At 64.9% G+C, this 24,244-nt stretch carries 22 protein-coding genes; 8 read left to right on the top strand and 14 right to left on the bottom strand.

Features of this window, described 5'->3' with window-relative positions; genetic code table 11:
- Positions 1-2: 2 nt before the first annotated feature.
- The 3 genes from BT173_RS04050 to BT173_RS04060 all read right to left on the bottom strand — a co-directional run bounded on the left by BT173_RS04050 (position 3) and on the right by BT173_RS04060 (position 3,082).
- Positions 3-779, bottom strand: coding sequence for an anaerobic ribonucleoside-triphosphate reductase activating protein (locus BT173_RS04050; RefSeq protein ID WP_072427357.1), 777 nt, complete (start codon positions 777-779; stop codon positions 3-5).
- Positions 742-912 (bottom strand): anaerobic ribonucleoside-triphosphate reductase, encoded by a 171-nt coding sequence (nrdD, locus tag BT173_RS19210; RefSeq protein ID WP_072427358.1) that lies wholly within the window; start codon positions 910-912, stop codon positions 742-744. Before nrdD ends, BT173_RS04050 begins: the two co-directional genes overlap by 38 nt.
- Before the next feature lie 178 nt (positions 913-1,090).
- On the bottom strand, positions 1,091-3,082 hold the full coding sequence (locus tag BT173_RS04060) for a ribonucleoside triphosphate reductase (RefSeq protein WP_072427359.1): 1,992 nt from the start codon (positions 3,080-3,082) through the stop codon (positions 1,091-1,093).
- A 134-nt stretch (positions 3,083-3,216) separates the two neighbouring features.
- Here BT173_RS04060 and BT173_RS04065 point away from each other — a divergent pair, with 134 nt between their 5' ends.
- On the top strand, positions 3,217-3,384 hold the full coding sequence (locus BT173_RS04065) for a DUF1398 domain-containing protein (RefSeq protein ID WP_217651399.1): 168 nt from the start codon (positions 3,217-3,219) through the stop codon (positions 3,382-3,384).
- Positions 3,385-3,428: 44 nt separating this feature from the next.
- On the opposite strand, the gene BT173_RS04070 is transcribed toward BT173_RS04065, so the two are convergent.
- The 11 genes from BT173_RS04070 to BT173_RS04120 all read right to left on the bottom strand — a co-directional run bounded on the left by BT173_RS04070 (position 3,429) and on the right by BT173_RS04120 (position 13,310).
- Positions 3,429-3,749, bottom strand: a complete 321-nt coding sequence (locus BT173_RS04070) for a cupin domain-containing protein (protein WP_072427360.1) — start codon at positions 3,747-3,749, stop codon at positions 3,429-3,431.
- 113 nt (positions 3,750-3,862) lie between these two features.
- Entirely contained in the window at positions 3,863-4,450 is a 588-nt protein-coding gene (locus BT173_RS04075) for a nucleotidyltransferase family protein (protein ID WP_072427361.1), read from the bottom strand.
- Complete coding sequence (locus BT173_RS04080) at positions 4,447-5,442, bottom strand: XdhC family protein (RefSeq protein WP_072427362.1); 996 nt, start codon at positions 5,440-5,442, stop codon at positions 4,447-4,449. Before BT173_RS04080 ends, BT173_RS04075 begins: the two co-directional genes overlap by 4 nt.
- A complete protein-coding gene (locus BT173_RS04085) occupies positions 5,442-7,610 on the bottom strand; it encodes a xanthine dehydrogenase family protein molybdopterin-binding subunit (protein ID WP_072427363.1) in 2,169 nt (722 codons plus the stop codon). The genes BT173_RS04080 and BT173_RS04085 overlap by 1 nt, the downstream gene beginning before the upstream one ends.
- Positions 7,611-7,613: 3 nt before the next feature.
- Positions 7,614-8,096, bottom strand: coding sequence for a (2Fe-2S)-binding protein (locus BT173_RS04090; RefSeq protein WP_072427364.1), 483 nt, complete (start codon positions 8,094-8,096; stop codon positions 7,614-7,616).
- A gap of 215 nt (positions 8,097-8,311) precedes the next feature.
- The gene (locus BT173_RS04095; RefSeq protein ID WP_072427365.1) at positions 8,312-8,518 is read right to left on the bottom strand and encodes a DUF3079 domain-containing protein; all 207 of its coding nucleotides are present in this window, start codon (positions 8,516-8,518) and stop codon (positions 8,312-8,314) included.
- A 33-nt stretch (positions 8,519-8,551) separates the two neighbouring features.
- Positions 8,552-9,784: an NnrS family protein gene (locus BT173_RS04100; RefSeq protein ID WP_084658158.1), complete on the bottom strand. Its 1,233-nt coding sequence runs from the start codon at positions 9,782-9,784 to the stop codon at positions 8,552-8,554.
- Positions 9,781-10,296, bottom strand: a complete 516-nt coding sequence (locus BT173_RS04105) for a hemerythrin domain-containing protein (RefSeq protein WP_072427366.1) — start codon at positions 10,294-10,296, stop codon at positions 9,781-9,783. Before BT173_RS04105 ends, BT173_RS04100 begins: the two co-directional genes overlap by 4 nt.
- An 88-nt stretch (positions 10,297-10,384) precedes the next feature.
- Positions 10,385-11,074, bottom strand: a complete 690-nt coding sequence (locus BT173_RS04110) for an ABC transporter ATP-binding protein (RefSeq protein WP_072427367.1) — start codon at positions 11,072-11,074, stop codon at positions 10,385-10,387.
- On the bottom strand, positions 11,071-12,312 hold the full coding sequence (locus tag BT173_RS04115) for an ABC transporter permease (RefSeq protein ID WP_072427368.1): 1,242 nt from the start codon (positions 12,310-12,312) through the stop codon (positions 11,071-11,073). Before BT173_RS04115 ends, BT173_RS04110 begins: the two co-directional genes overlap by 4 nt.
- On the bottom strand, positions 12,309-13,310 hold the full coding sequence (locus tag BT173_RS04120; protein WP_175545551.1) for an efflux RND transporter periplasmic adaptor subunit: 1,002 nt from the start codon (positions 13,308-13,310) through the stop codon (positions 12,309-12,311). Before BT173_RS04120 ends, BT173_RS04115 begins: the two co-directional genes overlap by 4 nt.
- A gap of 257 nt (positions 13,311-13,567) precedes the next feature.
- Between BT173_RS04120 and BT173_RS04125 the strand changes: the two genes are divergently transcribed.
- The 7 genes from BT173_RS04125 to BT173_RS04155 all read left to right on the top strand — a co-directional run bounded on the left by BT173_RS04125 (position 13,568) and on the right by BT173_RS04155 (position 24,201).
- Positions 13,568-14,842 (top strand): MFS transporter, encoded by a 1,275-nt coding sequence (locus tag BT173_RS04125; RefSeq protein ID WP_072427369.1) that lies wholly within the window; start codon positions 13,568-13,570, stop codon positions 14,840-14,842.
- 36 nt (positions 14,843-14,878) lie between these two features.
- Complete coding sequence (locus BT173_RS04130) at positions 14,879-16,264, top strand: NarK family nitrate/nitrite MFS transporter (RefSeq protein WP_072427370.1); 1,386 nt, start codon at positions 14,879-14,881, stop codon at positions 16,262-16,264.
- Between the two features lie 276 nt (positions 16,265-16,540).
- Positions 16,541-20,275, top strand: coding sequence for a nitrate reductase subunit alpha (locus BT173_RS04135; RefSeq protein WP_072427371.1), 3,735 nt, complete (start codon positions 16,541-16,543; stop codon positions 20,273-20,275).
- A complete protein-coding gene (gene narH, locus BT173_RS04140) occupies positions 20,272-21,840 on the top strand; it encodes a nitrate reductase subunit beta (RefSeq protein ID WP_072427372.1) in 1,569 nt (522 codons plus the stop codon). The genes BT173_RS04135 and narH overlap by 4 nt, the downstream gene beginning before the upstream one ends.
- 73 nt (positions 21,841-21,913) lie before the next feature.
- A complete protein-coding gene (narJ, locus tag BT173_RS04145; protein ID WP_084658162.1) occupies positions 21,914-22,651 on the top strand; it encodes a nitrate reductase molybdenum cofactor assembly chaperone in 738 nt (245 codons plus the stop codon).
- Positions 22,652-22,666: 15 nt separating this feature from the next.
- Positions 22,667-23,350: a respiratory nitrate reductase subunit gamma gene (gene narI, locus BT173_RS04150; RefSeq protein WP_072427373.1), complete on the top strand. Its 684-nt coding sequence runs from the start codon at positions 22,667-22,669 to the stop codon at positions 23,348-23,350.
- 62 nt (positions 23,351-23,412) lie between these two features.
- Positions 23,413-24,201 (top strand): type IV pili methyl-accepting chemotaxis transducer N-terminal domain-containing protein, encoded by a 789-nt coding sequence (locus BT173_RS04155; protein ID WP_072427613.1) that lies wholly within the window; start codon positions 23,413-23,415, stop codon positions 24,199-24,201.
- Positions 24,202-24,244 lie beyond the last annotated feature (43 nt).

The following is a 24,244-nucleotide window of genomic DNA, read 5'->3' on the forward strand; positions in this document are numbered from 1 at the left end:
CCCTAACGGTATTCGAAGCGTTCGAACCACTGCGCGAGCTGGCTCTGCGCCGACAGGCTCAATACCGCATCGGGCGGCACATCCGGGCTGCTGCGGTAGTTCTGCACGGCGTAATGGCGCACGCCGCGCTCGGCCAGGCTTTCCGCCAAGGCCAGCAGCCGGGTTTCACTGAGCCAGGCCGGGCTCCAGGTGGTGCGGCATTCGAACGCGCAGGGCGAGGCCAGCAGCATTTCCAGGCTGATGCCGGTTGGCCAATGGCTGCGCACGCGGCCGGTCAGCGCATCGTGGCCGTCGGCATCGGTCTTCACATCAAAGCCCACCCAGTCCAGATCGGGCAGCACGGCGGCCAGGCGTTGCGGGTATATGCCGGCGCTATGCAGGGCCACCTTGAAGCCCATCGCCTTCAGCTCGGCGATCATGCCGGGCAGGGCCGCTTCGCTCAGCGGCTCGCCGCCCGATAGCACCACGCCATCCAGCAGGCCGCGCCGGCTGTGCAGCCAGTCGCGCACCGCCTGCCAGCGGTACTGGCTGCTGCGTTCCTGCAGATGCGGGTTGTGGCAGTAATGGCAGCGCCACGGGCAGCCGCCGATAAACAGCACGGCCGCCAGCTGCCCCGGCCAGTCCACGCTGGAAAACGGCACCAGCCCGGCCAGGGCTGGCTCATGCGGGGCGCTCTGGCCGGGGCGGGGAGCCGGTATCAGCTGGATGGGCTGCGCGCCCTCCAGCCGGCTCCGCCCGGCATCAGGCGCCGCGCTGTTCGGTAAAGAAGCGGCGTTCATGGAATTCACCCTGCTTGCCGGTGTTGAAGGAGGAAACCGGCCGGTGATAGCCCATCACACGGGTCCAGACTTCGCAGCGCGTGCGCAGGCTGGGGTCGAGTACGGGCTGGGGGTGGGGCTGTGTCGCGATCATGGCAAGTCTCCTTGGCGAGTGGTGATGTTGGAGTAGGCCGGCACCAGTACCGAGCTACGGGTTTGGCCCCTCTCCCTCTGGGAGAGGGCAGGGTGAGGGAACGTCGGTTGATCAGTCATCTGCGCGATGAACAAGCGTCGCCCCTCACCCCAACCCCTCTCCCGAGGGGAGAGGGACTTTATTCGGCACAACAACTGCTTTGTCGCGCCAGCAGCTCGGCGTCGCACTTCGGGCAGAACTCGTGCTGGCCGCTCAGATAGCCGTGCTTGGGGCAGATCGAGAAGGTGGGCGTGATGGTGATATAGGGCAGGCGGAAGTTGCTCAGTGCACGCCGTACCAGCTGCTTGCAGGCGCTGCTGCTGCTGACCGCCTCATTCATATACAAATGCAGCACGGTGCCGCCCGTGTACTTGCCCTGCAGCTCGGCCTGCAGGGTCAGCGCCTCGAAGGGGTCGTCGGTGTAGCCGACCGGCAGCTGGCTGGAATTGGTGTAGTAGGGCTGCTCGGGCGTGCCGGCCTGCAAAATGCCCGGCCAGCGCTTCTTGTCCTCGCGCGCAAAGCGGTAGGTAGTGCCCTCGGCCGGTGTGGCTTCCAGGTTGTACAGATGGCCGGTCTGCTCTTGGAATTCGGTCATGCGCGCGCGCACATGGTCCAAGAGGCGCACCGCCATCGCATGGCCTTCCGGCGCAGTGATGTCGTAGGCATTGCGGCTGAAGTTACGCACCATCTCGTTGATGCCATTCACCCCCAGGGTGCTGAAGTGATTGCGCAGCGTGCCCAGGTAGCGCTTGGTGTAGGGGTAAAGGCCCTGGTCGATATAGCGCTGCACCACCTTGCGCTTCACTTCCAGTACATCGCGCCCCAGTTCCAGCAAGCGGTCCAGCGCCGCATACAGGCCGGCCTCGTCACCCCAGTGCAGGTAGCCGAGTCGCGCGCAGTTCACCGTGACTACGCCAACCGAGCCGGTCTGCTCGGCCGAGCCAAACAAGCCGTTGCCGCGCTTGAGCAGCTCGCGCAGATCCAGCTGCAGGCGGCAGCACATCGAACGCACCATATGCGGCTCAAGGTCGGAATTGAGGAAGTTCTGGAAGTAGGGCAGGCCATACTTGGCGGTCATCTCGAACAGCAGCTCGGTGTTCGGGTGATCCCAGTCAAAGTCGGGTGTGATGTTGTAGGTCGGAATCGGGAAGGTGAAGGCGCGGCCCTTGGCGTCGCCGGCCATCATCACCTCGATATAGGCACGGTTGATCAGGTCCATCTCGTGCTGCAGCTCGCCATAGCTGAATGGCATCTCCTCGCCACCGATATACGGAATCTGCCCGGCCAGATCCTGCGGGCAGGTCCAGTCGAAGGTCAGATTGGTGAACGGCGTCTGGGTGCCCCAGCGGCTCGGCACGTTCAGGTTGTAGATCAGCTCCTGCATGGCCTGCTTGACCTCGCGATAACTCATGCCATCGCGGCGGATAAAGGGCGCCATATAGGTATCGAAGCTGGAAAACGCCTGCGCACCCGCCCATTCGTTCTGCAGAGTGCCGAGGAAGTTGACGATCTGGCCGATGGCGGCCGACATATGCTTGGGTGGCGTGGCCTCCACCTTGCCCGGCACACCGTTGAAGCCCTCGGTCAGCAGCTGGCGCAAGGACCAGCCGGCGCAGTAGCCGCTGAGCATATCGAGGTCATGGATATGGAGATCGCCCTCGCGGTGCGCGCGGCCTGCCTCGGGGCTGTAGACATGGTTGAGCCAGTAATTGGCGGTCACCTTGCCGGCCACATTCAGGATCAGCCCACCCAGGCTATAGCCCTGGTTGGCATTCGCATTCACGCGCCAGTCGCGCTGCTCGAGGTATTCCTCCATCGCGCTTTCCACGTCCACCAGCGTGTGCTGCAGCGCGCGCAGACGCGCATGCTGCTCGCGGTAGACGATGTAGGCGCGCGCCGTGCGCCAGCAACCGGCCGCCACCAGGGTTTCCTCCACCCGGTTCTGGATGGTCTCGATGCCTGGACAAGGCTGATCGGCCAGGTTGGCCAGCACCCGCTCGGTCAGTAGCCCGGCCACCACGGGATCGAACTCCCCGGTCGCCCGCCCAGCCGCCGCCAGCGCCTGCTGTATCTTGCCCTGGTCAAAAACGGCCAAGGTGCCATCACGTTTCATTACGTGCTGCGGATGCATGAAAACACTCCATCTAGTGGTTTGATGCGCAGACTAGCACTAGATGTAGTGGTTTAAAGCAGGCCGGGGCGGGTGTTTTGCAAAGGCTTGATGAGGGTCAAGTTTGTGCCCTGCCGCGTGGCCCAGCAGCTGTGTTGCGTGCCGCCATCGTGGGCGCCCAACAGGGCAAGGTTATGTATCCCGAGTTCAAACGACTTTCCCAGGCCGCTGGCTGCGTTGGTTACACCGTGTGGCTGGCTGGGCGTCATGTCTGCTATGTCGGGCGCAGGGGCGAGACCCATATCGAGCGTTTCCCGGACTGATGGCGCCGTCCCGGCCAGCTGGCTGGCCACACTTGAGTTCGGCCTTAACGGCGATGCAGGAACAGCGTGACCAACAGGCTGGCGTCCTGCACGCAGTCGACCGCATGCGGTTCGGCGTCCTGCAGATAGATGAGGGCGCCGGGTAGTAGGGTGTGGGTCTGGCCGTGGCAGCTGAAGCGGACTTCGCCGCTCAGGCATTGCGCACTCATGGCACCAGCGGCGCGGTGGCTTTGCAGCTGGGCACCGGCAGCCAGGCTCAGGCGGAAGATTTCGATATGCGTGTCGCGCACCAGTACCTGGTTGGCTTCGCCGCTCTGGGTATTGATCCAGACCAGATCGCCCGACTTGGCGTGGGTTTGGGCCATGACTTACTCCTTGAGGGATGCCTAGCTTCAGTCTAGCGGCTGCCGATGCACAGTGAGACGGACTCGGTGCGATTCGTCCTGCTTAGGGCGTGCTAGGGCTGGAAGCTTGCCGGCTAGGCTAGGTACAGATCAGCAGGCGTATCCACATCCCGCGTCACGCCGGCGTCACTGGTTTCAATCTGCCAGACGGTCTGTCCAGCCAGCACAGCGCGCGCGCCGCGGTCGCCTTGCAAGGCCAGTAGGGCTGCTCGGTAACGGTGTGGGAAACCGACCGGGTGGCCGGGCTGGCCTGCGTAAAGCGGCTGCACCAGCGTCTCGCGCTCGCGTAGTGCATTGCGCACCGCGCGGACTGTCGCTGGCTGCACCCAGGGCATATCGGCCAGTGCCACCAGCCAGCCTTGGGTATCCGCACTGGCCGCCACGCCGGCGGCCAGCGTATGGCCCATACCAAGGTGCGCTTGCTCGCAATGGAGCAGCCTGCAGCCCCGGCGCTGTAAAGCAGCACTCAGCGCATCGGTATGCCTATCGTGATTGGCGGGCAGCAGGGCCAGCACCTGCGGCAGGGCGGCCAGCAGGGCATCGGCGGCCGCTTCGGCCACCAGGCGGCCATCGGGCAGGGTCTGCAGCAGCTTGTGTTGGGCGCCGCTCGGATCAAAACGCTGGCCGCGCCCGGCTGCCAGCAGCAGGCCTACTGCCCTCATCGCCGGCTGGCTTCCACATGGGCCGGCGCTAAAGCGGGTGGACGCTGCAACACCGGCACGCCGTTCTTCACCGCGACGATTTCGGCCAGGATGGCGATGGCGATTTCCGCCGGCGTGCGGCTGCCCAGATAGAGGCCGACTGGGCCGTGCAGGCGGTCGATTTCCTCGCCAGACAGATCAAACAGCGCCAGCCGCTCACGTCGCGCCGCCGTATTGCTGCGCGAACCGAGTGCACCCACATAGAAGGCGGGCGATTTGAGTGCTTCGAGCAGGGCCATATCGTCGAGCTTGGGGTCGTGTGTCAGCGCCACGATGGCGGTGTGGGCGTCCGGCTCCATCGCCACCACCACATCGTCGGGCATGCCGTCCTCGAACAGCACGCCATCCACGTCCCAATCGCTGCGGTATTCGCGGCGTGGATCACACACATGCACGGCAAAGCCCAGTGCTTGCGCCATCTGCGCGGTGATGCGCGATAGCTGACCGGCACCGATCAGCAGCAGGCGCCAACGCGGGCCGAAGATGCTGGTGAAGCGTTCGCCATCGAAGGCCGGCTTGTCGCCACGTTGGGCCGGGCGCAGTTCGATCTGGCCGCTGCCCAGGGTGACGATGCGAGCGACCAGTTCATGGCGGGCGGTGGCAGCCAGCAGGGTGTCGAGCCAGTCGGTCGCCCGCAGCGGCTCAACCAGCAGGCGTAGCGTGCCACCGCAGGGCAGGCCGAAGCGGGTGGCCTCTTCCTTGCTGACCCCGTAGCGAACGATGCCGGCCTCGCTCGGCCGCTCGCCGCGGCTGACGCGGCGGACCAGGTCGTCCTCCACGCAGCCGCCCGATACCGAGCCGGTGACCGCCCCATCGCCGCGCACCGCCAGCAAGGAGCCGACCGGACGCGGTGCCGAGCCCCAGGTCTCGATCACGCTGACCAGCCAGACGGCCTCGCCAGCCATGAACCAGTCGCGCGCCCGCGCCAACACCTGCAGATCAAGCGCGTCCATCAGGCCAGCTTCAGCGGTAGGGTGCTTAGCCGCTTGCCGGTGATGGCCGCTAGCGCGTTGGCCACCGCGGGGGCAATCGGCGGTACGCCGGGTTCGCCCACGCCGGTGGGTGGGGCGTCGCTGGGCACAATATGCACCTCGATCTTGGGCATCTCGTTGATGCGCAGCACCGGGTAGTCGTGGAAATTGCTTTGCTCCACCTGCCCATCCTTGAGCGTGATCGCGCCATGCAAGGTGGCCGACAGGCCAAAGCCGATGCCGCCCTCCATCTGGGCGCGGATCACATCGGGGTTGATCGCGATGCCGCAATCCACCGCGCATACCACGCGGTCGATGCGGAAGCTGCCATCGGCCAGCACTGTCACTTCAGCCACTTCGGCCACATAGCTGCCGAAGGACTCGACCACTGCCACGCCGCGCCCGCGTTTTTCGCCCTTCTTGCCGGGTTTGAGCGGCTTGCCCCAGCCGGCCTTGTCGGCCGCCAGCCTGAGCACACCGGCATGGCGCGGATGCTTGTCGAGTAAGGCCAGCCGGAAGGCGACCGGATCGGCCTTGGCCGCGCTGGCCGCTGCGTCGATCAGTGTCTCTACGGCAAAGCCGGTATGGGTATGGCCCACCGAACGCCACCACAGCACAGGCACGGCCTTTTGAGGCGAATGCAGGTCCACGCGCAGATTGGGCACGTGGTAGGACAGGTTGGCTGCGCCCTCCACCGAGGTTGCGTCCACACCGTTCTTGACCATGAAGCCTTCGAAGGCGGTGCCGGTGATGATGCTCTGGCCGACGATGCGCTGCCGCCAGCCGATCAGCTGGCCCTGCGCATCGAGCGCGGCTTCGGCCTCGTGCAGATACATAGGGCGGTAGTAACCGCTGCGCATATCATCCTCACGCGTCCACACCATCTTGACCGGTGTCTTGCCACCACTGGCTTTCACGATGCGCGCACATTCGATCACGAAGTCCGATGCCGGGTTGGCTCGCCGGCCAAAACTGCCGCCTGCATACAGGGTATTGATCTTCACCTGCTCGGGCTTGAGCCCAAACACGGCGGCAACCGCGCCCTGGTCAAAGGTGTGGAACTGCTCGCCATTCCAGACTTCGGCGCCATCCGTGCCCAGGCTGATCACACAATTGAGCGGCTCCATCGCGGCATGGGCCAGGTAGGGGAACTCGTAGACCGCGCGCACCACCTGGGCGGCCCTGGCAAAGGCAGCATCGGGCTCGCCTTGCAGGTTGGCCACTGCACCGGGCTGCTTGAGCAGGGCCGTGAACTCATCGCGCAGCTCGCCGCTGCCCTGCTGGATTGCGCCGCTTTCGTCCCAATCGAGCTTCAGTGCATCGCGGCCTTTCTTGGCGGCCCAGAAACCCTTGGCCAGCACCGCCACGCCCGACTCGATGGTGAGCACATCAACCACACCCTTCACGGCCTTGGCCGCACTCGCGTCCACGCTGCGCAACTTGGCACCGAAGCGCGGTGGGTGGGCAACCACGGCGGTGAGCATGCCGGGTAATTGAACATCCTGGGTGAAGATGGCCTTGCCGTTGATCTTGTCGGCACTGTCGCGACGCGACAGCTTCTGCTTGCCGACCAGCTTGAAGTCCTTGGCGTCCTTGAGCTTGACCTCCTTGGGGGCTTCCAGCGTGGCTGCTGTGGCCACCAGCTCGCCAAAGCGAGCCTTGCGGCCGCTGGCGGCATGCGTGACCAAGCCGGCCTGTACGCTGATTTCCGTGGCCGGCACACCCCAATCCTTGGCGGCCGCTGCCACCAGCAGCGCGCGCGCACTGGCGCCAGCCTGACGCAGCTGCATCCAAGAGTTGGCCATGGCCGAGCTGCCGCCCGTGCCCTGTATCGGCCCCCAGTTGAGGTTGTTGTACACGGCGGCATTGGCCGGTGCGCCTTCCACGCGCACGGTCTGCCAGTCGGCATCCAGTTCTTCGGCCAGGATGGTGGCAAGGCCGGTATATGTGCCTTGCCCCATTTCCAGATGCTTGGAGAGCACGGTCACCGTGTCGTCGCTGCCGATGCGCACAAAGGCATTCGGCACCGCGCTGGTCGGCATGGCGGCGGCGCGGGCGCGCCCACCGGGGGTAAGTTGAAAGCCGATCAGTAGCGCCGTGGCGGCACCGGCCTTGAGCAGATCGCGACGTGAGAGTTCGGGCAGATGCATGGCTCAGCCCTCCATCTTTTCGCTGGCCTTGCCGGCCATGATGGCGGAAGCCTCGTGGATGGCGGCGCGGATGCGGTGATAGGTCGCGCAACGGCACACATTGCCAGCCATGGCGGCGTCGATATCGGCGTCGGACGGCTTGGCGTTTTTGGCCAGCAGGCCCGCGGCCGACATGATCTGGCCCGATTGGCAATAGCCACATTGCACGACGTCCAGCTTGCGCCAGGCAGCTTGCACCGCGCGGCCGGCCTTGCCGCTCAGCCCCTCTATCGTGGTGACCTTGGCCTTACCCACGGCAGATACCGGCATGCTGCACGAGCGCACGGGCTGGCCATCCATCCAGACGGTACAGGCGCCGCACAGGGCCATGCCGCAGCCGTATTTGGTGCCGGTGTGGCCTAGCTCGTCGCGCAGGGCCCAAAGCAGTGGGGTATCGGGTTCGACATCGACCTGAACGGTCTTGCCGTTGACGTTGAGTGCGGTCATTGCGTGCTCCGTGGCTGGCTGATCCGGTATCGGTGGGCTGGCTAACCGAAGCAGTATTGGCGAGCAGGCAGCAGACGCAAACTCAGAGGAGACAAGCGGCGCTCAAGCGCACGGTGTAGCGAGAGAGAGGGCGCAAGATCGTCGGGGCGGATTGCCCCGAAGTGACTGGGCCGGAGCAAGCCACTGCGCCCCGCTGCCTAGTGGCAGGGCGGGTTTTACTCGCTTGTTCCGGCCGCAGGGGCGGGCGTTGTACCTGCCGTGGCCTGCTCCCATTCGAACCAGTCCTCGCCCCATAGCTCGACCGGATGCTGGGTGCGGTCGCTGCCATTGCCGCAGTTCAACGCATCGGCCGCGCAGTATTTGTCGCAGCCCCAGCAGATGCGCTCGGGGTGCTTGGGATGGAGCGGGATTTTCTTGGCCATGATGGGACTCCGCCAGGAAGGCTGCTTAGCGACTCAGCCGGGTTTGCCATCGGCGCGGGCGTGCCAGTAGATGGGCAGCACGCGCGCGGCCCAGGCCAGCATCAGCAAGAGCCAGCCGGCCGAGGCCAGATGCAGCCAGGCCGGTGGGCCGCCCCACAACGCCAGTCCCACGCGCAGCGCGGCCACGGCGTGCAGGCCCAGATAGATGGTCCAGTAAGTGTTGTCGGCCACCAGATCGCGCCCGCCATGCCCCAGGGTGACGCGGGTCACGAAGCCGACCAGCATGGTGCAGCAGAAGCCGAGGCCGATTGCATGGGCCGGGGCGGCACCCACCGCCACGCCGGCACTATGCAGACCCTGCAGCAACAGGGCCGGCGCCAGCCAGGCGAAGCTCAGGTGCAGCATGGCCAGCAGGCGGTTCTGCAGGCTGGCGCGCAGACCCCAGCGCCAGCTGGTGTAGGCCAGGCTGGCAGCCAGGGCGAAGGCGCTGAGTGCCGCCAGCCAGGCCTGCCCGAATGCATCGGCCATGATCAGCAGCGCGCAGCCGGCCAGCCAGCCATCCAGCAGCCAGTGCGGGCGCCAGCTGGCGTGGCCGGGCAGGGCGGATTGGGTGAAGAAGGGCAGCATGCGATGCGACACGGTCAGGAAGACCGGCAGCAGCAAGCCCCAGAACACGATCTGGCGCGCCAGCCACCACAGTCGCCCATCGCCCGAGCGCACCCACAGCAGGGCCAGCATCAGCGCCAGTGCACCGAGGCCCATGGCCAGCAGGATGCGCAGGCCATGGCGCTTGTCGGCCACTTGGCTGCGTTGGTACAGCCGCCACCAGCGCAGGCTGGCGATGCTCCAGCTGAGCTGCATGAGCAGGAAGCCCGCGGCCGGCCAGCTGCCGCCCAGGCTGAAACCGGCCAGGGCCAGCCACAGACCCGCCAGATAGGCGAGTGCCAGCGGCAGGTGGCTGGCGGCATCGGCCGGCTCGCTCACATTCAGCCAGCGCGGGCCGGCGGTGAAGATAAAGCCGAGCATGAACAGCGGGAATACGCCCAGCGGCGTCATCAGCCCGTGCACCATCAGGGCCGGATAGCTGCCCAGCAGCGGACGGGCAATGGCCAGTGCCCACCAGAAGCCAAGACTGAGGATGGCCAGCACGCCGGCGCCGAAATAGGCGCGGTGCGGCACGCTGCGCAGCCTCTGCCAGGCGCTGCCCACGGCCGGTGTGGGGGGGCTCGGTGGTTCGATCGAGGTATTGAAGACGGTCAGGCTCATGCTGTGGCTCCGCGTCGGGCGCGCATATTCTGGCCGATGCGGGCCAGGGTGGTGGGCGAGAGCTGGCGCGCGGCCGGGTAGAGCAGTGCTTCCTCGCGCGCTGCATGGGCCGGGTAGTCGCGTGCGAAGGCGGCCAGCTCCGCGGGGCGCAGCGGCACGCCGTGGTCGGCAATCGCCTGCAGCCAGGGGCGTACCGCTTGCCAGAGCACATCCAGAGAGGCGTGCTCGGCCTCGATGCGGGCGAGGTCGGCATTCAGGGCCGGGTCGTCCAGCTCGCGCAGGGCGGGGAACAGGTCGTCCTCCTCGTCCGCGTGGTGCAGCGGCGCCGCCATATCGAAGTAACGCAGGATATTGGCCGCCGCCTGGGCCGCTTCCTCATCCTGGCCGCGCCGGCTCAGATGCTCGTCCAGCTTCAGGCTCAGGCTGGCAAAGCGGCGCACCTTGTCGTGGCAGGCGGTCAAGAGCGCAATCGGTTCGTCAAAGCCGGGTGCAATGGCAGGGGAATTCAACATGGGGCGACTTTCACTAAGGCTTGGTGAGCAGCATGCGTGATGCCGGTGCAGCCTGCCCTGTCGGCGATCAAGCTTTTGCGCGATGGCGTCAGACAGGTTGCCAGTCTGGGTCCAACTGGCCGTCCACCACATTGATGCGCCGGTCGGCCAGCGCGGCAAAGCGTGGGTCGTGGGTGACGGCGAGCACCGACTTGCCCATCTCGCGGGTCAGGTCATGCAGGATCTGGCGCACATTGCTACTGGAAGCGGTGTCGAGATTGCCGGTTGGCTCGTCGGCCAGCAGCACCAGCGGGTCATTGGCCAGGGCGCGCGCAATCGCCACCCGCTGGCGCTGGCCGCCCGATAGCTGGCTGGGGTGTTTGTGTGCATGCTCGGCCACATCCAGCCGGGCCAGCAGCTCGGTGGCGCGGGCGCGGGCCTGGCTGTCGCCGAGTTTGCCCAGCCGCCGCATCGGCAGCAGCACATTGTCCAGCACGGTGAATTCGGCCAGCAGGAAGTGGAACTGGAACACGAAACCCAGCTTGGCCAGCCGCGCGCTGGTGAGCTGATCGTCGCTGAAGCCCTGCGTGTTCACGCCATCCAGTTCCACCGTGCCGCTGCTCGGCACATCGAGCAGGCCCAAGAGGTAAAGCAGGGATGACTTGCCCGAGCCCGAGGGCCCCATGATGCAGACGAATTCCCCCGCCTCGATGCTCAGGTCTATGCCCCGCACCAGGGTGGTGGGCACCTCGCCGGGCAGGATGCGGGTCAGCTGGCGCGCGCGTAACACGGTGCTCATGTCGCCCCGCGCAGAATATCGACCGGATGCAGGCGACCGGCCTTGCGCGCGGGCAGCCAGGCGGCCAGCAGGCAGGAGGCCAGCGCGAAGGCGGCGGCCATCAGGAATTGCTCGCTACCCCACCAGATAGGCAGGTTTACCGTCTCGGTGCCGCCGGGCGGGCGGATCTGGATGCTGGCCAGCAGCCGCATCAGCCCCAGGCCACACAGCAGCCCCAGCACACTGCCGATGGCACCGACGATCAGTCCCTCCAGCAGGAAGATGCGCTTGATGTCGGCGGCCAGAAAGCCCATCGATTTGAGAATGGCGATATCGCGGGTTTTTTCCATCACGATGGTCGAAATGGTGTTGTAGATGCCGAAGGAGGCCACCACGAGGATGGCCGACACCACCGAGTACATGATCACATTGCGCACGAACAGCACATTGAGGATGTCCTCGGACGCTTCGGCCCAGCTGACCGATTTGTAACCTATCTGTGCCTCGATGCGGCTGGCCACGGCCCGCGCGCTATTGGCATCGTCCAGCTTGAGGATGAAGCGGTTCACGCGGTCGGGACGGTCGAGCAGCAGTTGGGCGCGCTTGAGCAGCACATAGGTCTGGCTCTCGTCGTAACTGGCATTGCCGCTGCGGAAGATGCCGACCACGGTCAGCGTGCGGTTGGCGCCGCCAGCCGCGATCACGCTCAGGGTGCTACCCAGGCGCAGCTTGAACTTGTCGGCCAGACCGGCACCGATGATCACGCCATTGCTATTGGCCGACAGCTGGTCCAGCGTGCCGGCGATCAGCTTGTCCTCGATGGTGCTCACCCCGCGCATCTGCGCCGGAATGATGCCGGACAGGCTGACGCCCTGCTGCTGGCCGGCGAACACCAGCACGGCTGAGCCGGTCAGCACCGGCGCCACGCGCAGGCCGGGTAGGGCGGCAATCAGCGCCTGCTTGGCACGCCAGCCGCGTATGCCGCGGGTTTCCGTCTGCGGCTTCAGGCCACGGATCTCGGCCAGCGCCTGCGGCCATTGTTGGTTTACCGGCTGCAGGCGCGCGCTGCGGTATTCGTCCGATACGGTGATGTGGGGGCTGTTGTCGATCAGCCGGACGATGAAGTCCTTTTCCGAGCCGCGCATCAGCGCCGACACCGCCAGGAAGAAAGCCACGCCGAGCACGACGCCGATCAGCGAGACCGCGGTCTGGCGCTTGCGGCTGGTCAGATGGGTGAAGGCAATGCCGAGCGCAATCATGGTGCGCGCACCGCCCGCACGCGCTGGCCCACCGCCAGGGTGTCGCTTGGGCTGGCCACAATCGCGTCGCCAGTCGCCACGCCGCTGCGGATTTCAATCTGCTCGGCGCTGGCGGCCCCGGTCAGTACCTTTACCCGTTCGAGCCGGCCCGCGCGCACGCGCCATACCTGCTGGTCCTGCACGGCGCTGCGCGGCAGCAGCAGCGCATCGGGCCGGCGCGCCAGCACGATGTTCGCATCCACCGTCATGCCCACCCTGAAGCGCGCGGGCTCGGCAATCTTCATGCGTACGCGATAACTGCGGCTGACCGGATCGCCCTTGGGGGTGATTTCGCTGACTTCACCCTGCAGCACCGCCTCGCCCAAGGCATCGGCATGCAGCAGCACCGCCTGGCCCGGCTGCACGCGGCCAATGTCCTCCTCGTCCACCTCGGCCACCACGCGCAGGGGGGCGCAGCAGGCCAGGTAGAGCAGCGGCTGGCCCATATTGACGAACTGGCCGACCTCCACATCGCGCTTCAGGATCAGGCCATCGGCCGGGGCGCTCAAATGCAGGAAGCGGCGCTGGCTCTGGCTGCGCGCCAGGGCGGCTTTCGCAGCCCGGTATTCGGTGTGGTTGCGGTCCAGCTCGGCTTGGGACACGAAGCCCTGAGCGCGCAGGCCCTGGGCGCGCTCCCACTGACGGCGCGCCAGTTCGCTGCGCGCGGCCAGCTCGGCCTCGCCGCTGGCCAGGTCGTCATCCTGCAGGCGCAGCAGCAGCTGCCCGCGCCGGACGGTATCGCCCTCGTGCACCAGCACCGCGGCCACATAGCCGGCGCTGCGCGGTGCGATGGGCAATTGCACGCCGGGCTCGATCTGGCCGCTGGCATACACGGCTTCCACTGCTTCGCCGCGCTGCGGCGAGATCACCACCAGCCGCGCAGGCTGCATGAACCAGACCAAGAGGCCCGCCAGCGCCGCAATCACACCCAGCAGCCACAGCACGGTAGCGCGTTTCACCTTGTTGTCCTTGAGGTATCGGTTTGGATACGAACAGATTGCCATTGCCATGGTAGCGCAGGCATCTGGCGCCGCCGCGCCTGGTGTGCGGCCGGGGTGGTCTGGCGGCGCCACGCTCGTCCGGGGAACTAGGGCCATAGGCAGCTCGAACTAGTCCGATTGCGTGCGGCCGGCTCGCCTTGTGGCGAATGGTGGACGCTGGGGGGCAGCCCTAAGCTCTGCGTCACAAACCCCTGAAAGATCGTGAGCCCCCCATCATGACGACCGTACCCGATAAGGCCCCACCCGGCGCCACCTCGGTGCTGATCTCCAGTACCTTTGCCTTCACCATCTGTTTTGCCGTCTGGATGATGTTTGCGGTGCTGGGCATTCCCATCAAGGCCCAGCTCAATCTGAGCGAAACCCAGTTTGGCCTGTTGGCCGCCATGCCGGTGCTGACCGGTTCGCTGGTGCGCGTGCCGCTCGGTATCTGGACCGACCGTTTCGGCGGCCGCATCGTGCTCTTCCTGCTGATGCTGTCCACGGTGGTGCCGATCTGGCTGATGAGCTATGCGACCGAGTACTGGCACTTCCTGGTGCTGGCACTGTTCGTCGGCCTTGCCGGCGGCTCGTTCTCGGTGGGCACGCCCTATGTGGCGCGCTGGTTTCCCAAGAGCCGCCAGGGCTTTGCCATGGGCGTGTTCGGCGCCGGCAACTCCGGCTCGGCCCTGACCAAGTTCGTCGCCCCGGCACTGATCGCCGCAGCCGGCGGCAGTTGGATGATCGTGCCCAAGGTGTATGCGGTGGCCATGCTGGTGACCGCGCTGCTGTTCTGGTTCGGCTCGGCCAGCAAGCCCGAACACCTGGTCAAGTCCACCGCCAGCTTCGGCGCCCAGCTGAAGATGCTGCGCGACCCGCGCGTATGGCGCTACTGCCAGTACTACTCGGTGGTGTTCGGCGGCTATGTGGGCCTCGCGCTGTGGATGACCAAGTACTACATCGGCGAATACGGCTTCGATATGAAACTGGCCGCCCTGTTGGCTGCCTGCTTCTCGCTGCCCGGTGGTGTGCTGCGCGCGATTGGCGGCTGGATCTCGGACAAGTACGGCGCCTACCAGACCACCTGGTGGGTGATGTGGGTGTGCTGGGTGGCCTTCTTCCTGCTCAGCTATCCGCAAACCCAGTTCACCATCCTGACCGTGAGCGGCCCGCAGACCTTCCATATCGGCCTGAATGCCACGCTGTTCACCATCCTGCTGTTCGTGGTCGGCATCGCCATGGCGGTGGGCAAGGCCTCGGTATTCAAGTTCATCTCGGATGAGTTCCCGCAAAACATCGGCGCCGTGTCCGGCATCGTTGGCCTGGCTGGCGGCCTGGGCGGCTTCATCCTGCCCATCCTGTTTGGCCTGCTGCTCGACCTGACCGGCGTGCGTTCGAGCGCCTTCATGCTGCTGTACGGCACGGTGTGCGTGAGCCTGGTCTGGATGCACTTCAGCTTCCGCCCCGAGAGCGTGGCCCAGGGCCAGCGCGCGCTGGCTGGCAAGCCCGCCTGATTCCGACTTCCCTATCTGCTTACCAGGATCTTCATCATGTCCAGTCATGTGCTTAAACGCTGGGAGCCGGAAAACCCCGGCTTCTGGCAGCAAACCGGCGCCGCCATCGCCAATCGCAATCTGTGGATTTCCATCCCCGCCCTGATGCTGGCCTTCAGCGTGTGGATGCTGTGGAGCGTGGTGGTGGTCAACCTCGACAAGGCCGGCTTTCAGCTTTCGAAGAACCAGATGTTCTGGCTGACTGCGCTGCCCGCGCTGTCGGGCGCCACCCTACGCATCTTCTACAGCTTCCTGGTACCCATCTTCGGCGGGCGGCGCTGGACAGCGATTTCCACCGCCAGCTTGCTGATCCCGGCCATCGGCATGGGCTTTGCACTGCGCGACCCAAGTACCAGCTTTCCCACCCTGTTGATCCTGGCGCTGTTATGCGGCCTGGGCGGCGGCAACTTCAGCTCCAGCATGGCCAATATCAGCTTCTTCTTCCCCAAGGCGAAGAAGGGCCTGGCCACCGGTCTGAATGCCGGTATCGGTAATCTCGGTGTCTCCCTGGTGCAGTTCGTGGTGCCGGTGGTGATCTCCAGTGCCGTGCTGGGCACGCTGGGCGGCGACGGCCATAGCTATGTGAAGGACGGCGTGGAAAAGAGCATCTGGCTGCAGAATGCCGGCTTCGTGTGGGTGCCCTTCATCATCATCGCCAGCCTGGCTGCCTGGTTTGGCATGCACGATATTGCCGACGCCAAGGCCTCGTTCGCCGATCAGGCAGTCATTTTCAAGCGCAAGCACAACTGGCTGATGTGCTGGCTGTATATCGGCACCTTCGGCTCCTTCATTGGCTTCTCGGCCGGCCTCGCCATGCTGACCAAGTCGCAGTTCCCCGGCATCAACCCGACTGCCTATGCCTTCCTCGGCCCCTTGGTCGGTGCGCTGGCGCGGCCGCTGGGCGGCTGGGTGTCGGACAAGCTCGGCGGTGCCCGCGTCACGCTGTGGACGTTCGCGGCCATGATTGCGGCGGTGTTCGGCGTGCTGCACTACCTGCCGCAGAACGGTGTCGGCGGGGATTTCTACGGCTTCCTGGCCATGTTCATCGTGTTGTTCGCGCTGACTGGTATCGGTAACGGCTCCACCTTCCGCATGATCCCGGTCATCTTCCTGACCGAACGTCAGCGCGCCGCCGCCGGCAAGGGCGAAAAGGCCGAGAAGCAGGCCGTGCTGGATGCCAGCAAGGAAGCGGCCGCCGTGCTCGGTTTCTCCGGTGCCATCGGCGCCTATGGCGGCTTCTTCATCCCGAAGAGCTTCGGCACCTCGCTCGACCTGACCGGTGGGGTGGATGCGGCGCTGATCTGCTTTATCGGCTTCTACCTGAGTTGCATGGCGATCACCTGGTGGTGGTACGCACGCCGTAATGCGCCGATGCCGTGCTGAGTGTCAGTCCAGTAAGCCAAAACGCCCGGTGCATGCCGGGCGTTTTGTTTTGCCGCGACCGATGTTGGGCTTCGCTGCGCTGAAGCCAAGCTAGAGGTGCGCGAGGCTTGGGTCGTCGAGCGCCGATCTAGTCCTTTCGACCTAGCTGACCTAGTCCCACTGCCTTGGCGCTCTTCCTCCTCCGGTGAATGGGCCGCTGCCACGCAAAAACCTACAGTGGCACTGTCCCAATCGCAGCCTCGGTCGCCCCTCGGGTGGCCGCATCGGAGAACAACAATGAGTCACTTTCTGGATCGACTGAAGTTCATGTCGCGCGTGAAGTCCACCTTTGCGGATGGCCACGGCGCGGTGGTGGACGAAGACCGCAAGTGGGAAGACGCTTACCGCTCGCGCTGGCAGCACGACAAGATCGTCCGTTCCACCCATGGCGTGAACTGCACCGGCTCGTGTAGCTGGAAGGTGTATGTGAAGAACGGTCTGATCACCTGGGAAACCCAGCAGACCGATTACCCACGCACCCGGCCCGACCTGCCCAATCATGAACCGCGCGGCTGCCCGCGTGGCGCCTCGTATAGCTGGTATGTGTACTCGGCCCAGCGCGTGAAATACCCAATGATCCGCGGCCGCCTGATCGAGATGTGGCGCGAGGCGCGCAAGACCATGGACCCGATTGCGGCCTGGGAATCCATCAGCCAGAACCCCGAGAAGGCCAAGCGCTACAAGAGCGTGCGTGGCCAGGGCGGCTTTGTGCGCGCCGACTGGGATACCGCGACCGAAATCATTGCCGCGGCCAATGCGCTGACCATCAAGAAATACGGCCCGGACCGCGTGGTCGGCTTCTCGCCGATTCCAGCCATGTCCATGGTGTCCTATGCCGCGGGCGCGCGTTATCTGAGCCTGTTGGGCGGCGCTTGCCTGAGCTTTTATGACTGGTACTGCGACCTGCCGCCGGCCAGCCCGCAGATCTGGGGTGAGCAGACCGACGTGCCCGAATCGGCCGACTGGTACAACGCGACCTACCTGATGGTATGGGGTTCGAACGTGCCGATGACCCGTACGCCGGACGCCCACTTCTATACCGAGGTGCGCTACAAGGGCACCAAGACGGTGGCGGTGTCGAGCGACTTTGGCGAAATGGTCAAGTTTGGCGATATCTGGCTGGCGCCCAAGCAGGGTACCGATGCCGCGCTGGCGATGGCCATGGGCCATGTGGTGCTGAAGGAATTCCACCATGGCGCTAAGTCCGAGTACTTCAGCCGCTACGCCAAGCAATACACCGATATGCCAATGCTGGTGCTGCTCAAGGAGCGCAACGGCTGCCTGGTGCCCGACCACTTCCTGCGCGCCGCCCATCTGGCCGGCAACCACGGCGAGGCCAACAACCCCGAGTGGAAGACGCTGGAAATCGACGCCAAGACCGGCGACCTGGTGGTGCCGAATGGCGCGATCGGTTTCCGCTGGGGCGAAGGCAAGGTCAATGACGGCGAGAAGGTCGGGCGCTGGAACCTGGAGCAGAAGGACGGCGGCAGCGGCCGCGAGGTCGACCCGCTCCTGAGCCTGATCGACAGCCGCGATGAGGTGGCCGGCGTGGGCTTCCCCTATTTCGGTGGCGAGCACGACGAGCTGCTGGTACGCAATGTGCCGGTCAAGCGCATCACCCTGGCCGACGGCAGCAGCGCGCTGGTGGCCACCGTGTACGACCTGCAGATGGCCAACTACGGCATAGACCGTGGCCTGGGCGGCAGCAATGTGGCTGCCAATTATGAAGACGACGTGCCCTATACCCCGGCATGGCAGGAAAAGCACACCAGCGTGAAGCCCGAGCTGGTGATCCAGGTGGCGCGCGAATTCGCCCAGAATGCGCATGACACTCAGGGTAAGAGCATGGTCATCGTCGGTGCCGCGCTCAACCACTGGTACCACATGGATATGACCTACCGCGGCATCATCAACCTCTTGATGATGTGCGGCTGTGTGGGCCAGAGCGGTGGCGGCTGGGCCCACTATGTGGGCCAGGAAAAGCTGCGTCCACAGTTCGGCTGGGCACCGCTGGCCTTCGCGAGCGACTGGCAGCGCCCGCCGCGTCAGATGAATGGCACCAGCTTCTTCTATGCGCACACCAGCCAGTGGCGGCATGAAAAGCTGCATGTGGACGAGATCCTCGCCCCGACCGCCGACCGCGCCAAATATGGCCGGATGAGCATGATCGACCTGAACGCCAAGTCCGAGCGCATGGGCTGGCTGCCGTCCTGCCCGCAGCTGCAGACCAACCCGCTCGATGTGGTGGCCGCCGCCGAAGCCGCCGGCCAGGACCCGGTCGCCTTTGCCGCCAGCCAGCTCAAGTCCGGCAATCTGCATATGAGCTGTGATGACCCGGACAACCCGGCCAACTTCCCGCGCAATATGTTCGTCTGGCGCTCGAACATCCTCGGTTCCAGCGGCAAGGGGCACGAGTACTTCCTCAAGTATCTGCTCGGCACCCAGAACGCGCTGTTCGGCGATGAAGCCGATGCGATCAAGCCTTCGGAAGTGAAGTTCCGCGACGCCGCGGCCGAGGGCAAGCTCGACCTGTTGACCGTGCTCGACTTCCGCATGAGCACCACCTGCTTGTACGGCGATATCGTGCTGCCCACCGCCACCTGGTACGAGAAGGACGACCTCAATACCTCGGACATGCACCCCTTCATTCACCCGCTGAGTGAGGCTGTGCAACCCTTATGGGAAAGCAAGACCGACTGGGAAATCTACAAGCTGCTGGCGAAGAAGTTCAGCGAGATCGGCGGGCCGTATCTGGGTACGCGCAAGGACATCGTGCTGACCCCGCTCATGCACGACACCCCGGGCGAACTCGGTCAGCCGCTGGAGCCGAAGGACTGGAAGCATGGCGAATGCGAGCTGATCCCCGGCAAGACCGCGCCGAATATGACCGTGGTCGAACGTAATTACCATGACATCTACAAGAAGTTCACCTCGATCGGCCCGCTGCTCGACAAGCTCGGCAACGGCGGCAAGGGCATCAACTGGGATACCCAGCACGAGGTGCATGAGATCGCCGATCTGACCAAGACCGTTACCGAGGAAGGCGTGAGCAAGGGCCGTCCGCGTCTGGATAGCGCGATTGATGCGGCCGAGATGATTCTGACCTTTGCGCCGGAAACCAATGGCCATGTCTCGGTCAAGGCCTGGGACGCGCTGTCCAAGATCACCGGCCGCGATCACACCCATCTGGCCATCGGCCGCGAGCACGACAAGATCCGCTTCCGCGATGTGCAGGCGCAGCCGCGCAAGATCATCTCGGCCCCGACCTGGTCGGGCCTGGAAAGCGAAGAGGTCAGCTACAACGCCGGCTACACCAATGTGCACGAGCTGATTCCCTGGCGCACGCTGACCGGCCGCCAGCAGTTCTATCAGGATCACCGCTGGATGCTGGACTTTGGCGAAGGCTCCTGCGTGTACAAGCCGGCCATCGACACCAAGACCGTGAAGCCCATGCTGGGTCGCAAGCCGAATGGCGAGCACGAGCTGGTGCTGAACTGGATCACCCCGCACCAGAAGTGGGGCATCCACTCTACCTACTCGGACAACCTGCGCATGCTGACCCTGAGCCGTGGTGGCCCGCATGTGTGGATTTCGGAAGCCGAGGCCAAGCAGGCAGGCATCGTCGACAACGACTGGGTGGAAGTCTTCAACGTGAACGGCACGCTGACCGCCCGGGTGGTGGTGAGCCAGCGCGTACCGCAGGGCATGTGCCTGATGTACCACGCCCAGGAAAAGATCGTGAACGTGCCGGGTGCGGAAACCAGCGGCAAGCGCGGCGGCATTCATAACTCGGTGACCCGTACCGTGCTCAAGCCCACCCACATGATCGGTGGCTATGCGCAGCAAGCGTATGGCTTCAACTACTACGGCACCGTGGGCAGCAACCGCGATGAATTCGTGGTGCTGCGCAAGATGAAGAAGGTGGACTGGCTGGAAGGCCCCCGGGTTGAGGAAGAAGGAGTCGCCAAATGAAAATCCGCGCCCAAGTTGGCATGGTGCTGAATCTGGACAAGTGCATCGGCTGCCATACCTGTTCGGTGACCTGCAAGAACGTCTGGACCAGCCGCGATGGCGTCGAATACGCCTGGTTCAATAATGTGGAAACCAAGCCTGGCATTGGCTACCCGAAGGAGTGGGAAAACCAGACTAAGTGGAATGGCGGCTGGAAGCGTAATGCCGCGGGCAAGCTGGAGCCACGTCAGGGTGGCAAGCTGAAGATCCTGGCCAATCTGTTCGCCAACCCGAACCTGCCGGCCATCGACGACTACTACGAGCCGTTCACCTACGACTACGAGCATCTGAAGAATGCGCCGCTGAGCCAGACCCCGCCCACCGCGCGGCCGGTGTCGGTGCTTACCGGCAAGAAGATGGACAAGATCGAATGGGGTCCGAACTGGGAAGACGACCTCGGCGGCGAGTTCAGCTCGCGTAGCCGCGATGCGCTGTTCGAGGGCGTGCAGAAGGAGCTGTACTCGACCTTCGAGTCGACCTTCATGATGTATCTGCCGCGCCTGTGCGAGCACTGTCTGAACCCGACCTGCGTGGCGTCCTGCCCGTCCGGTTCGATCTACAAGCGCGAGGACGACGGCATCGTGCTGGTCGACCAGGACAAGTGCCGCGGCTGGCGCATGTGCATCTCGGGCTGCCCGTACAAGAAGATTTATTACAACTGGCAGAGCGGCAAGGCCGAGAAGTGCACCTTCTGCTTCCCGCGCATCGAAGCCGGCCAGCCCACGGTCTGCTCGGAAACCTGTGTAGGCCGCATCCGTTACCTGGGTGTGCTGCTGTACGACGCCGACCTGATCGAAGCGGCCGCGTCCACGCCGAACGAGCAGGACCTGTACGAAGAACAGCTGAAGGTCTTCCTCGACCCGCACTCGCCGGCCGTGATTGCCGAGGCGCGCAAGCAGGGCATTCCGGAAAGCTGGCTGGAAGCGGCGCGTAAGAGCCCGGTCTACAAGATGGCCTGCGAGTGGAAGGTGGCCTTTCCGCTGCACCCCGAGTACCGCACCCTGCCCATGGTCTGGTACATCCCGCCGCTCTCACCCATCCAGGGCGCGGCCGAGGCCGGGCGCATGCCGCATCGCACCGTGGGCGACACCATCATCCCCGATGTGAAGAGCCTGCGTATCCCGGTGCGCTACCTGGCCAATCTCTTGACGGCCGGCAAGGAAAAGCCGGTGGTCACCGCGCTGGAACGCATGATCGCCATGCGCGCCTTCAAGCGCAGCGAGGTCGTGCATGGCAAGGCCGAAACCAGTCTGATCGAGAAGGTGGGTCTGGACGCGGCCACTGTGGAAGACATGTACCAGATCATGGCGATTGCCAATTACGAAGACCGCTTCGTGATTCCGACCAGCCATAAGGAAATGGTCGAGGACAGCTTCAATGACAAGGGCAGCTGCGGCTTCACCTTTGGCAATGGTTGCTCGGGGGGGACTTCGGAGGGTTCGCTGTTCGGCAAGAAGCCGCAGGGCAGCGTGATCTTTGTCGACATGCCCAAGTCGCGCAAGAAGCCAGTGACAACGGAGGAGTAAACGACAGGGGAGGGCGCGCAGCCTTCCGGGACGTTGTGCTGCGCGATCTTCCCCATCGTTTCAGGAGCCCACCATGAGCCTTTACCGAATTCTTTCCGCCCTGCTTACCTACCCGGAGCAGGACTTGATCGACGCGCTGGTCGAAATCGACGACGCGCTCGATGCCTATCCGGACGCGCAGGAAACCTTGAGCCCGCTGACCGACTACTTCAAGCAGCACGGTCTTGTGGCCTTGCAGGAGAACTATGTCGGCACCTTCGACCGCAGCCCTGCGCACTCGCTGCATCTGTTTGAGCATGTGCATGGCGAAAGCCGCGACCGTGGTCAGGCCATGGTCGACCTGCTGCAGGAATACCAGCGCAACGGCTTCGAACCCGACGCTGCCGAGCTGCCCGACCATGTACCGCTGTTTCTCGAGTACCTGAGCCTGGTCGAGCCCGAGCAGGCCCAGGCCCTGCTCGGCGATGCGATCCATGTGCTGGCCGCCATCGGCAAGCGCTTGGCCCGCAACGACAGCCCGTATGCGAGCGTGTTTGTCGTGCTGTGTTCGCTGACCGATGTGGTGCCACTGGAACAGACCGACCCACCGGTACGCGATATGGACGAGGCGATGGAAACCTTCGGCCCTGGTGCCGACGGCGTCGAACCGCTGCTCAAGCCCAGCCTGAACGGCACCCATACCGTGCAGTTTTACCCGCGTGCTCACCCCTCTCCCACCGGGAGAGGGGCCGGGGGTGAGGGGGCATTGTATGCCTCCGCCGCCGTCCCTCCCTCACCCCAACCCCTCTCCCGCGAGGAGAGGGGCTTGTAAGCCTTGGAGACCATCATGAGCTACCTGCACCAATTCATCTTCGGCATCTATCCGTATATCGCCTTTGCCATCTTCATCTTCGGCAGCCTGGCGCGCTTCGAGCGCGAGCAATACACCTGGAAGAGCGACAGCTCGCAGCTGCTGCATCGCGGCAATTTGCGTCTGGGCAATATCCTGTTTCACCTTGGCATCATCGGCCTGTTCTTCGGCCACCTGGTCGGCCTGCTCACCCCGGTGGCGGTATGGGATGCGCTGGGTGTGACCCATAGCTTCAAACAAGGCTTTGCCATGGCCGCCGGCGGTGTGATGGGCGGGATCTGCCTGTTGGGCCTCGTCATCCTGCTGCATCGTCGCCTCAGTGACCCGCGCATCGCCGCGGTGACCAAGCCGGGCGATAAGGTGCTGCTGCTGTGGATTCTGATCACCCTGCTCTTGGGCCTGTCGACCATCTTTGTTTCCGCCCAGCATATGGACGGCCATGAAATGGTGCTGCTGATGAGCTGGGCCCAGCACATCGTGACCCTGAAGGGCGATGCCCCGGCCTTTATCGTCGGTGCGCACTGGCTGTTCAAAGCCCATTTGTTCATGGGCATGAGCTTGTTTGCGATCTTCCCCTTCACCCGCCTCGTGCATGTGTGGAGCGGCTTTGGCTCGGTCACCTATCTGGGCCGTGCCTGGCAGCTGGTCCGTCCGCGCTGAGCGTGTTTCACGCTGGCCGTCGCCCGCCGGCGGCCAGCCCCTTCCCCGAATCGAAACCCATCATGTCTCTTCGTTTCAGCAAGCTCCTGTTCGCGGCCAGCCTGGTGCTGGCCCCAGCGCTCCTGCCGCTGATGGCGGGCACCACCCAGTCCGCCAGCGCGCTGGACGCCATCAACCTGGCTGGCCGGCAGCGCATGCTCAGCCAGCGCATCGTGAAGAACTACACCCAGCTGGGGCTGGGCGTGCTGAGCGAGGCGGCCGAACGACAGCTGCGCGACTCGGTGGCCCGCTTCGATGCCAGCCAGCAGCAGCTGCAACAGCAGCTGGCGCCCTGGCCGGCCAGCCAGGATGAGCTGGCGCGGCTGGCTGCCGAATGGCAGCGGCTCAAGCCCATGCTGGCTCAGCGGCCGGGCCGCGACAGCAGCCGCCAGGTCGAGCAGCAGGCCGAGGCGGTGCTGGGCGCCAGTCATGTGCTGACCCTGAGCCTGCAGGAGCAGAGCGGCACCGATAGCGGTCGCTGGGTCAATCTGGCCGGCCGCACGCGCATGCTCAGCCAGCGCCTGGCCAAGTACGCGCTGCTGCAGAAGCTGGGTGTGGATGGTGCAGTGCAGCGGGATGCGACCGAGCAGGCACGTACCGAGCTCGGTGGCGCGCTGGACAGCTTGCAACGCGCGCCGGTCAACAGCCCGGCCATCCGTCGCCAGTTGGAGCTGGCCAAGCAGCAATGGCAATTCCTGGAAAACGCACTGAATCAGCCGCAAGGCGATGTCGCGCATATCGCCACCACCAGCGAACGCCTGGTGGAGGTGATGGACGAGGTGACCCGGCTGTATAGCGCCGGGCCGAAATAGGCACAGCGGCAGCAGCTTCTGCCCGAACGCACGGCCGGCGCGT

The organism is Chitinimonas taiwanensis DSM 18899, from assembly GCF_900119825.1.
GTDB classification, from domain to species: Bacteria; Pseudomonadota; Gammaproteobacteria; order Burkholderiales; family Chitinimonadaceae; genus Chitinimonas; species Chitinimonas taiwanensis.